The 9,834-nt window shown below is 50.5% G+C and carries 12 protein-coding genes and 1 rRNA gene; 2 read left to right on the top strand and 11 right to left on the bottom strand.

What is annotated here, in order from left to right:
* The 3 genes from BN3277_RS00390 to BN3277_RS00380 form a co-directional block, all read right to left on the bottom strand.
* A 16S ribosomal RNA gene (locus BN3277_RS00390) occupies nucleotides 1–304 on the bottom strand; the annotation flags it as partial.
* Between the two features lie 324 nt (nucleotides 305–628).
* A complete protein-coding gene (locus BN3277_RS00385) occupies nucleotides 629–859 on the bottom strand; it encodes a hypothetical protein (protein WP_059040349.1) in 231 nt (76 codons plus the stop codon).
* Between the two features lie 142 nt (nucleotides 860–1,001).
* Nucleotides 1,002–1,625, bottom strand: coding sequence for a stage II sporulation protein M (locus BN3277_RS00380; RefSeq protein WP_059040348.1), 624 nt, complete (start codon nucleotides 1,623–1,625; stop codon nucleotides 1,002–1,004).
* A 126-nt stretch (nucleotides 1,626–1,751) separates the two neighbouring features.
* Here BN3277_RS00380 and pdaB point away from each other — a divergent pair, with 126 nt between their 5' ends.
* Nucleotides 1,752–2,561: a polysaccharide deacetylase family sporulation protein PdaB gene (gene pdaB / locus BN3277_RS00375; RefSeq protein WP_059040353.1), complete on the top strand. Its 810-nt coding sequence runs from the start codon at nucleotides 1,752–1,754 to the stop codon at nucleotides 2,559–2,561.
* Between the two features lie 21 nt (nucleotides 2,562–2,582).
* Here the strand turns inward: pdaB and BN3277_RS00370 are convergent, their stop codons facing one another.
* A complete protein-coding gene (locus BN3277_RS00370; protein WP_059040347.1) occupies nucleotides 2,583–3,191 on the bottom strand; it encodes a KinB-signaling pathway activation protein in 609 nt (202 codons plus the stop codon).
* Nucleotides 3,192–3,329: 138 nt separating this feature from the next.
* Here BN3277_RS00370 and gerD point away from each other — a divergent pair, with 138 nt between their 5' ends.
* Nucleotides 3,330–4,133, top strand: a complete 804-nt coding sequence (gene gerD / locus BN3277_RS00365) for a spore germination lipoprotein GerD (RefSeq protein WP_059040346.1) — start codon at nucleotides 3,330–3,332, stop codon at nucleotides 4,131–4,133.
* A 47-nt stretch (nucleotides 4,134–4,180) separates the two neighbouring features.
* Here gerD and BN3277_RS00360 read toward each other — a convergent pair whose 3' ends face one another.
* From BN3277_RS00360 to BN3277_RS00330, 7 genes are all read right to left on the bottom strand, one after another.
* The gene (locus tag BN3277_RS00360) at nucleotides 4,181–5,290 is read right to left on the bottom strand and encodes an Mrp/NBP35 family ATP-binding protein (protein ID WP_059040345.1); all 1,110 of its coding nucleotides are present in this window, start codon (nucleotides 5,288–5,290) and stop codon (nucleotides 4,181–4,183) included.
* Between the two features lie 44 nt (nucleotides 5,291–5,334).
* Nucleotides 5,335–6,105, bottom strand: coding sequence for an N-acetylmuramoyl-L-alanine amidase CwlD (gene cwlD, locus BN3277_RS00355; protein ID WP_059040344.1), 771 nt, complete (start codon nucleotides 6,103–6,105; stop codon nucleotides 5,335–5,337).
* 95 nt (nucleotides 6,106–6,200) lie between these two features.
* Nucleotides 6,201–7,370: a sulfate adenylyltransferase gene (gene sat / locus BN3277_RS00350; protein ID WP_059040343.1), complete on the bottom strand. Its 1,170-nt coding sequence runs from the start codon at nucleotides 7,368–7,370 to the stop codon at nucleotides 6,201–6,203.
* Nucleotides 7,371–7,396: 26 nt separating this feature from the next.
* Entirely contained in the window at nucleotides 7,397–8,089 is a 693-nt protein-coding gene (locus BN3277_RS00345; RefSeq protein WP_059040342.1) for a phosphoadenylyl-sulfate reductase, read from the bottom strand.
* A gap of 257 nt (nucleotides 8,090–8,346) precedes the next feature.
* Nucleotides 8,347–8,739, bottom strand: coding sequence for a 30S ribosomal protein S9 (gene rpsI / locus BN3277_RS00340; RefSeq protein ID WP_059040341.1), 393 nt, complete (start codon nucleotides 8,737–8,739; stop codon nucleotides 8,347–8,349).
* A gap of 20 nt (nucleotides 8,740–8,759) precedes the next feature.
* Nucleotides 8,760–9,197 (bottom strand): 50S ribosomal protein L13, encoded by a 438-nt coding sequence (gene rplM, locus BN3277_RS00335; protein ID WP_059040352.1) that lies wholly within the window; start codon nucleotides 9,195–9,197, stop codon nucleotides 8,760–8,762.
* A gap of 261 nt (nucleotides 9,198–9,458) precedes the next feature.
* A complete protein-coding gene (locus BN3277_RS00330) occupies nucleotides 9,459–9,806 on the bottom strand; it encodes a TFIIB-type zinc ribbon-containing protein (protein WP_059040340.1) in 348 nt (115 codons plus the stop codon).
* Nucleotides 9,807–9,834: the final 28 nt, after the last annotated feature.

Below are 9,834 nucleotides of genomic sequence, written 5' to 3'. Positions count from 1 at the left end.
GTCGGCTACGCATCGTCGCCTTGGTGAGCCGTTACCCCACCAACTAGCTAATGCGCCGCAGGCCCATCCGTAAGTGACAGATTGCTCCGTCTTTCCCAAGTCCACCATGCGATAAACTTGCGTATCCGGTATTAGCTACCGTTTCCGGTAGTTATCCCAGTCTTACAGGCAGGTTGCCTACGTGTTACTCACCCGTCCGCCGCTAAGTTAATCAGGAGCAAGCTCCCGATTAACTCCGCTCGACTTGCATGTATTAGGCACGCCGCCAGCGTTCGTCCTGAGCCAGGATCAAACTCTCCAATAAGGATGGAAGGAATCTCGAACCCGAAGATATCGAGGTCTTCCATCAAAAGTGTTTGACTTGCTCATTTCAAAACTGACGAGATTTAAAATCTCATTTATTACTCACTCGTTGTTCAGTTTTCAAAGATCAACTTCGTTCTTTCGTTCATCGCTGCGTTTCAGCGGCGACTTTTATAATATATCACAGACTGCAAGGTTTTTGCAAGAGGTTTATCTAAACTTTTTTCTTGCCAAAGTCTTCCTGCCTTCTGCGGCTTGTCCCATAAAACAAGGACGAATGCTAATTTACCATAAGGTCGGCCCCGCCGTCAACTCTAATATTCGGCTATTCTCTAGCTTGAGGAAAGCGGGCACGCCGGGCATATTTTGATAATTCCTTGGAGGGAGCAAATCGGGCATACATGCGAAAAATCGTTTTGTATCGATTGGCGATAGCATGGCGGATATCCTGATCTAACCGGGTATCGCTCATATCCAGAAGCATTTCATCCAATTCTTTTCGCAGCACATAGTCAAGTTCCTTGCATTCTTTATCACTAAACAGCATTCCCAGCATGCGCAACACTCCTTATCCAACCAATGTTATAAGGTATAGGCCTTCTAAAAGACGCTTTAATGTTATGCTCACTTTTTGGGAAAATTATGAATGCCTGTGAAAATACTTTAACGGATGAATCATCATCTAAGGGGAAGCTTCGTTACGACACTCCCCCAACCAGGTAAAAGGTCAGCGTGCTCTCGATGACGGCAGCGATCAACAGCAGTCCCACAATCCAGAACGCCCCCCGGCCGTAAGAGATGAAGAAACCTCTCCAATCCACCGTACGTTCGGAAGCATCTCTTGAACCGACCTCCCCTAGGCTCTTTAGAATCAAATAACCGAATTGCATGCCAAAGCCAGCAGCGATCAGGATCGCCGGAATTTCGATGATTCCATGCGGAAGCAGGCCCCGTACGATCAAATCCATTACATTTCCACCCTTGCCCCCCGCCGCAGTCACCACGAATCCAAGGGCCAAGCCATTCATCAGCAAAAAGAAAGCCGGTAAGAGACCGAAAATGGCCCCGAACATCATGACCATAATACTTTTTACCGCATTATTGAAGAAAATAAACAGAAAAAAATTCAGCTCCGGATGATCGGACTGCGCTAAATTTCGGCTAACCTGGCCAAGCCGCTCGATATCGGGCATGACCATACGGGTTAACGTATCGGCATTCCCCGCTCCCAGCACTAGACCCACCGCAAAAATCAAAATCGAAAGCAGCATCGCTTTCTTATATTTCCGCAAATCCTTCACAAACCCCCGAATAGAGAACATACATCCCGTCTCCTTAAATAAGTGATCGACGCAAAGCGTCATAAAGCGTTGGAACAAGCATACATTGGTACAAGCGGATCAGTTCAAGATCATTTCATTCTGATGACGAGAGGGGCTTAATTGTTCATGAACAACTTCTTCTATGTCCTTAACGGGAAGAAAATCAAACGCTTTTTCTTTGTCTTCGCCGCGGCCCTTTTTGCTGCCGGCGTCATCTACGTGGAACAGGGGCAGGTTACGGTGTTTTCCGAGGAAAGTGCTCCGTCGGCTATTTATAGCGTGTCCACGAACAAAAAAGTCATAGCCCTCACCTTCGATATCAGTTGGGGCGATACGCGGGCCGAGCCGATTCTCAAGGTGTTAAAGGAGAAGAACGTGCAGAAGGCGACCTTCTTCCTGTCTTCCCCCTGGAGTAAGACCCATCCAGACATCGTCAAAGCGATTCAACAGCAGGGTTATGAAATCGGAAGCCACGGGCATAAACACACCAATTACAGCAGTCTAAGCGAGGAAGAGATTTCCCGGCAAATCTCCACGGCGCACACGATTCTGACCGAAGTGACCGGCCAAGCCCCCAAGCTGCTGCGGCTTCCTAACGGTGACTTTGATAAGCGCGTACTAAAAATCGCTGCCAGCCAAGGTTATAAGGTCATTCAGTGGGATACTGACTCCCAGGATTGGATGAATAAAGGCGTGCAGACAATCGTCGACCGCGTCGTCAAGAAGGCCCACCCCGGAGATATCGTTCTCCTCCATGCCAGCGATTCGGTTAAGCAGACGCATGAAGCGCTGCCGACCATCATCGACGAGCTGCGCAAGCAAGGTTATGAATTCGTGACCGTCACCGATCTGCTGCAGGAAGCCAGCGTCCAAGGCAACGAGGTCCGCGACCAAGCCTGGCTGAAGGAGCAATTGAAATACGCCATCGGTTGGTAAACCGTAGCAAAAAAGCCCAGTTTAGGCTGGGCTTTTTTGCGTTTGTGCGTTTCCTGAATTTAGCACTCGCTGAAGAATCAAAATTTGATACGCATTACAAGCGATTAACGGAGCAACAATCCAGGCAGTTGCGGAGTTTACGCCAATTTTCAAGACACCCACGGTCTCAACGATCGTTACGGCGATCATAAAGAACAACGTAGGAATCCAGGCGGTTGCATTCGTCAACTTGGCCTTATAAAAGGCGGTTGCAACAGCCACAATAAGAACGATGAGACCCAGAACCAGGTCGGAAACCCCGTTTTTCTCCCCGCCCACAAAGATTCGGAAGAACATCAGCTCCAGCAGCGCTAAGGCAGTCAGGACCAACTGGATATATTGCCAGGTTCTCTTGGAGAATACGCCGTTCCCCATGTAATTAATCATTAAATATGCGAAGAAGCCCATTTGGGAATAGACGCTGACCATAATGCCGACACCAAGCAAAATCCCGACATTAACTGCAATATCCGTCACGCCTTTGTATTCCAACGTATCCGTCCATTGCAGGAGTAAACCTACGATCAACGACCCCGCTGCCCCTACGGCTAAGGTGGTCCCAAATAAGTACAGCCATTTTTTTAAGTTCAAGCCCCTTACACCTCCACTAACGAAATATTTTACCAACGATCCCGGTAAAAAACCATTGTTTTTAAGCTTTTCACTGGGATATTTCCGATTTTAAGCCGCATACTAACTTCAGCAATGATGATAAGGAGGAAGGGAACCATGAAATGGCGGGGCACCCGTTGGATTTTATGCTTCTTATGCACCTTTACTCTTCCGCTAGCGGCTTGCGGTTCTGAACAAAGCTCCTCCTCCTCTTCCCAGGGTGGGGGATATAAAGAAACGAAATCGATGGTCATCGATATTCTTAAGACCGACGAAGGCAAAAAGGCCATATATGAGGCGTTAAGCACTCCTCCAAGCAGCAGCAGCGAAAGCGGCAGCGGCGGCGAAAGCGGGGGGGGCTCCGAATCCGGATCGGATTCCGGCTCTGGGTCCGGAGGATATGGAGGAAGCGGGGGCAGCGGCGGCGGTGGAACCTTTGGGGTGAAAATGATTCTCCCGTCCCAAACGTCCAATGAAGTCCGTATGGCGGTCAAAGAAACGATCACTTCGCCGGAGTACAAAAAGGAAATCGAGAAGATCATGACCGATCCGCAGTTTGCTGGAGACTTTGCGAAAGCGGTGAACTCCCAAAGCAAAGAGCTCCACATGCAGCTGATCAAAGATCCGACCTATCAAAAGTCGGTCAGCGATATCCTGAAATCTCCGGAAGTGATGAAGATGTTCCTCGATTTAACCAAAACCCCAGATTACCGCAAGCAGTCGATGACGGTGATGCAGGAAGCAATGCAAAGTCCGTTGTTTAAGATGGAAGTGCTTGAGCTGTTGAAAACCGTCGTTCAAGAACAGCTGCAACCGAAAGTGGAAAAAGAGCCGAAGCAGGAAGAAGGCGGCGGTGGTGGCGAAAGTGGTGATGAAGGCGGCCAAAGCAAAGAGGGCGGCGGCAGCGGTGGCGGATCGTAACCCCTAGCGAGCAAAAGAACAAAAAAAGACTGGCCCGAGGGCCAGTCTTATTCGCATTTCAGGACAATTCGCTGTGCCAATTCGTCATACAGCTGTCCAATAGAAGATTCCACTTTATATACGGACGGCGAGAAATCCGGCTCAGACGGATGGTTGTCCGGCGTTCCAAGCGGAATTTGTGCCAGCAAATCCGTGTGCAGGGACTCCGCCAACCGAGCGCCTCCCCCTCGGCCGAAGATATAATCCTTCTCGCCGCATTTGGAGCATTCGTAGTAAGCCATGTTTTCGACAACGCCCAGCACTTCATGCTCGGTGCGCAGCGCCATCGTGCCCGCCCGTGCAGCAACAAAAGCCGCGGTGGCATGCGGGGTGGTCACGATGATTTCCTGGCTGTGCGGAATCATCTGGTGCACGTCCAGGGCAATATCGCCCGTACCCGGCGGAAAGTCGAGGAGCATATAATCCAACTCGCCCCACTGAACATCGCTGAAAAACTGCCGAAGCATTTTCCCCAGCATAGGTCCACGCCAGATTACCGGGTTGTTGTCCTGGATAAAGAAGCCCATCGACATGACCTTCACGCCAAACCGTTCAACGGGCAAAATTACCCCGTCTTCGATGAGTGGTGCTTCCTCGATTCCCATCATATCAGGGACACTAAAGCCATAAATATCGGCGTCGATCAAGCCGACTTTCTTGCCCTGACGCGCCAAGGCCACCGCCAAGTTGACCGTAACGGTCGACTTGCCGACGCCGCCCTTGCCGCTGGCAACAGCGATAAATTGAACGCCGGACCCTGGATCCAGGATCGGCAATTGTTCCAGCCCTGCCCCATGCCCCTTCAACGCTTCTCGTTCGCTTTGGGTCGTATCCGAATTATGGCGAGCAGAGCTAAACGCCGCCTCGCGCTCCTGTTCCGAGGCTTCACGGAAGCGCAGATGCACATCCTCTACCCCCGCCTCGGATAAGCGAAACCGAATATCCCGTTCCGCCTCAACCTGGGCCTCGCTGCCTTTCTCAAAGCCAACAACCGTTAGCGATACACGGTCCTCTTTGATCATGATGTCGCGAATCCACTGCAATTCCACCAGGCTAAGGCCCGTGGTTGGTTCCGCGACGGGGCGCAAAGCCGCCTGAAGCTGCTCCTTCGTTATCACTGACAGCACCTCGTCTTCATCAGATAGTTAGGTATATTATAGCATTACCTGACATCGTCTGCCGGGGTTTGTATTTTTTCGCCGGAATAATAACGCAGGATCCCCTGATAAATCGAGGCGGCCACTTTCCGCTGATACGACTCGCTGCCAAGCAACTCCGCTTCCCCAGGATTAGATAGGAAACCAACCTCCACCAGGACGGAGGGAATATGGACCGCTTCAAGCAAATACACCTTCTTATCCGAACGGTTCGCGACCCGATCCGTGTTCTCCAGATTCCGCCTGAGCTCTTCCTGCACGAGCGCAGCCAGATTGCCGCTGTCCTTATGATTCGGGAAATAGAAGGTTTGTGCCCCCCGCCAGCGCGGCGAAGGAATGCTGTTCATGTGAATGCTCACCAGCAGATCGGCCTGCCGTTCTTCAATAAAGCGGACACGGGTTTTCAAGTCTTCCGTCTTCCGTTTACTGTATCCCCTCGTGTCGGCCCCTGCCAAGTCCTTATCCTCCTCGCGAGTCATAACGACAACCGCACCGGCCTGCTGTAAATAATCGCGCAGATATAGGGAGACCGCGAGATTGATGTCCTTCTCGATTAACCCTTGCTTGCTGCTGGCTCCTCCGTCCGGCCCCCCATGACCTGCATCCAGAGCGATCACCTGCCCCGCCAGCGGCAGGCTCCAATAATTCCAGGCTTTCTGCGACGGCACCTGGTACAACGCTATCCCGAGGATCATGGCGGCGAGGACCACACCGATCAGCGCTATTTTGATGTGGTTCAGAGAAATCCATAACGTCACCTTATCTCGATCGCGCATAAAAAAAGCCACCTTTCTCCCTTCATGACATTACTCATGATATGGGACAAGGTGGACAAATATGACTCTTAAGGCCCTTTAAGCTGATTGCGCGTTTAGTTGTGAACCTGCTGCTTCATCCCTTCAATCAGGATCTCGGCAACCTCCGGTCGAGTGAACTCAGGAGGCGGGCAAACCCCGTCGCGCAGCAATCCCCGGACTTTCGTACCGGACAAGGTCAGATGATCTTCCTTTGGATGCGGGCAGGTCTTACTGGAAGCCATATTCCCGCATTTCGTACAGAAGAAGCTGTGTTCAAAAAACAACGGCGAGATACCGAGCTCCTCGGCGGTGAAATTCGAGAAAATTTCCTGCGCCTCATACGTGCCATAGTAGTCGCCTACCCCCGCATGATCGCGGCCAACGATAAAGTGAGTACACCCGTAATTTTTCCGCACCATCGCATGGAAGATCGCTTCACGTGGACCGGCATACCGCATAGCTGCCGGAAATACCCCCAGAAAGGTGCGGTCTGCAGGATAATAGTTGTCCAGCAGGGTCAAATAGCTCTTCATCCGTACATCCGCCGGCACGTCGTCCGATTTCGTTTCACCCACCAATGGATTTAGGAACAAGGCATCTACGATTTCCAATGCGCTCTTCTGAATGTATTCATGTGCCCGGTGAACCGGATTGCGGGTCTGGAACCCAACAACCGTCCTCCAGCCCCTGTCAGCAAAAATACGCCGCGTCTCTACCGGGTCAAAATAAAACTCCTTGAAGCGTGCCGGCTCTGGGCGATTCAAGACCTGTACGGAGCCCCCAACGTAGTAAGACGAACGTTCCAGCAGCTTCTTTACTCCGGGATGCTCGGGATCATCGGTTTTGAACACCTTCCGAGCTTCCTCAGCCTGATCAACGTGATATACGCTGCCGATCTCTATCACCCCGTATATGACGCCGTCCTGCTCGCCAACGAGCGCAACCTGCTCACCAACTTCCAAGCTTTCCGCCTGCTCGCGGACGACGGAGAGGGTAATCGGGATACTCCAGACCGTTCCGTTTGCCAGCCGCATACGTTCGACAACGGATCGATAATCGTCTTCGTTCATAAACCCGGTTAATGGTGAGAACGCCCCCACCCCAATGAGGTCGAGGTCGGAAATCGTCCAGTTACTAATAGATATGGTCGGAAGTCCTTTGGCCGTTTCCAAAAGACTTTCCCGTTGTTCTCCGGTAACCAAGCGGTTAATCAGGTTCCCGCCATGCGGTAATATTGTCGTCACCCGTATCTCCTCCGATCTTGAAAATCTTATTTATGAAGTCCGCATTCCGTCTTGTCCGTACCCGACCATCGTCCCGCACGAGGATCCTCACCAGGCATCACCTGACGCGTACAATGTTCACAACCGATACTTGGATAATTGCGGTCATGCAAGGGATTATAAATAATCTGATGTTCGCGAATATAGTTCCAGACATCGTCCGACGTCCAATTGGCGATCGGATTAAACTTCACCAGTCCAAATTTCGCATCGTATTCGATTTTCTTCGCATTGGCCCGTGTTGGTGCCTGATCGCGGCGGATCCCGGTGATCCACGCATCGTAACGGCCCAAGACCCGAGTGAGCGGCTCGACTTTGCGTATGTTACAGCAGGCGTTCGGGTCCGACTTCCACAGCTCCTCGCCATACTGCTCCGCCTGCTCTTCCGGCGTCAACTTGGGGGATACCCGAACAAATTCCAGGCCGTATTTAGCGGCAATAGCGTCCCGCGTTTCATAAGTTTCTTGAAAATGAAAATCCGTGTCCAAGTAAAAAATATCGGAGGACGGGCTGATTTGCTGCAGCATATCAACCAAAACAACATCCTCGGCACCAAAGCTGCAGGCAAAGGTGATGTTCGGGAATGTCTCAACCGCCCAAGCGATGATTTCCTGAGGGGTTGACGATTCGAATTCCTCGGCCTTAGCCGCAATCAACTGCTCTTTTTCCAGTAAGTTCACTTTCCTCGGACCTCCCGCATTAGGTTAATCATGGTATTAATCCAACTAATCTGATTAGAATTATATTTTTAAGTATATGGCATTCGCCTTAGAAGTCAATACTAAAAAAACCAAAATGAAAAAAAGACCTAGCCCCTCCTTAGAGAAGCCAAGCCCATAAATAACTTATGAGTCGTCCCCATCGAATATACCTCTAATCCACGCAAAAAAGCCCTTCTCCGCAAAGCGGAAAAGGGCTTTTGAATGAAGCGTAACGATTAACGTTTCGAGAACTGAGGAGCACGGCGAGCTGCTTTGAGGCCGTATTTCTTACGTTCTTTCATCCGTGGGTCACGAGTCAAGAATCCTGCTTTTTTCAGTGAAGAACGGAATTCCGGATCTGCTTTGAGCAGAGCGCGGGAGATCCCGTGGCGGATTGCGCCGGCTTGGCCGGAAATACCGCCGCCATGAGCGATGACGATCACGTCGTAGTTACCGAGCGTTTCCGTCAAAGTCAACGGTTGTTTAACGATCAGCTTGAGCGTTTCCAGACCAAAATATTCGTTGATGTCGCGTTTATTGATGACAATGCGTCCTTCACCCGGTACAAGGCGAACACGAGCTACCGAATGTTTACGACGACCTGTCCCATAGTATTGTACTTGTGCCATGAAACTGTCCTCCCTTTTAATTATCCGCGAAGTTCGTAAACTTCAGGTTTTTGTGCCGCATGTGGATGCTCTGTGCCAGCGTAAGCTTTCAATCTCAGCTTCATTTTCTCGCCTTGACGAGTTTTAGGCAGCATACCGTGAACGGCGGACTCGATTACACGTTCAGGTTTCGTTCTCAGCATATCTTTGGCAACGGTGACTTTCAAACCGCCCGGATGCAGGGAATGACGATAGTATTTTTTGTTATCCATCTTTTTGCCGGTCAGGGCAATTTTCTCCGCGTTGATGACGATAACAAAGTCGCCGCTGTCAACGTGTGGAGTAAATTGTGGTTTGTGTTTACCGCGGATAAGAGCAGCAGCTTCGCTAGCCAAGCGGCCCAGCGTTTTGCCTTCGGCATCGATGATGTGCCATTTGCGCTCTACTTCGCCTGGCTTCGCCATATAAGTGGTACGCATGTAAAGATCCTCCTTCAAGTTCGTCCGAAATGGTTCATCCTGCTGAACACGATCTTGCTCTTCGGGTCGCATGACCTTTTCAGCAGATTTATCTTCGATCGTTTCATTCATGTTTAGCAAGCTTAAAGTCTTGGTTCAGCGGTCTTCTCGATTGGGGGCTGTGGGATAGCCATCAAGAAAACACAACTTTTATTTTACAGGAAGCGCATTTAATACGCAAGCCTTTTTTCAGAGTTTATCCCGAAAAATCAGGGGAAAGCGTCAATCAAACAAATCCCCAAAAATGTCCAACGCCGACTTCTTTTTCTTCGGCTTGTAATGGCCCTGTTTCGGATACTTTGGGTCATATCCCGACTGTGGAGGATATCCCGACGATGACTTGGACCTAGGTTGATCGTAATGCCCTGAACTTCGGCGATCCTCGTACCGCTCTTCCCGATGATCGTACCACTCGTTAAAGGCCGGCCGGATTTCTCGAATTTCACTCATCAACTTTTCCAACTCACCGCGGTCAAGCCAAACGCCTTTACAATCCGGACAAACGTCAATCAGAACGCCATCTTTCTCGATTTCTCTCATCCGCACATCGTTACACACGGGACATTTCAAGGTAAACCCTCCTTAAGAATTGAGATCC

This window comes from Paenibacillus rubinfantis (assembly GCF_001486505.1).
In the GTDB taxonomy this organism is placed as follows: domain Bacteria; phylum Bacillota; class Bacilli; order Paenibacillales; family Paenibacillaceae; genus Fontibacillus; species Fontibacillus rubinfantis.
Note: the sequence above shows the minus strand (reverse complement) of the source record. Positions and strands in the feature narration are given on the sequence as shown.

Bases quoted from the DNA above. Each gene is read 5' to 3' on its own strand.
- pdaB (WP_059040353.1), top strand. From the start codon at position 1,752: ATGAACAACTTCTTCTATGTCCTTAACGGGAAGAAAATCAAACGCTTT.
- BN3277_RS00380 (WP_059040348.1), bottom strand. From the start codon at position 1,625: ATGTTCTCTATTCGGGGGTTTGTGAAGGATTTGCGGAAATATAAGAAA.
- rplM (WP_059040352.1), bottom strand. From the start codon at position 9,197: ATGCGTACCACTTATATGGCGAAGCCAGGCGAAGTAGAGCGCAAATGG.
- BN3277_RS00385 (WP_059040349.1), bottom strand. From the start codon at position 859: ATGCTGGGAATGCTGTTTAGTGATAAAGAATGCAAGGAACTTGACTAT.
- cwlD (WP_059040344.1), bottom strand. From the start codon at position 6,105: ATGCGCGATCGAGATAAGGTGACGTTATGGATTTCTCTGAACCACATC.
- rpsI (WP_059040341.1), bottom strand. From the start codon at position 8,739: ATGGCACAAGTACAATACTATGGGACAGGTCGTCGTAAACATTCGGTA.
- gerD (WP_059040346.1), top strand. From the start codon at position 3,330: ATGAAATGGCGGGGCACCCGTTGGATTTTATGCTTCTTATGCACCTTT.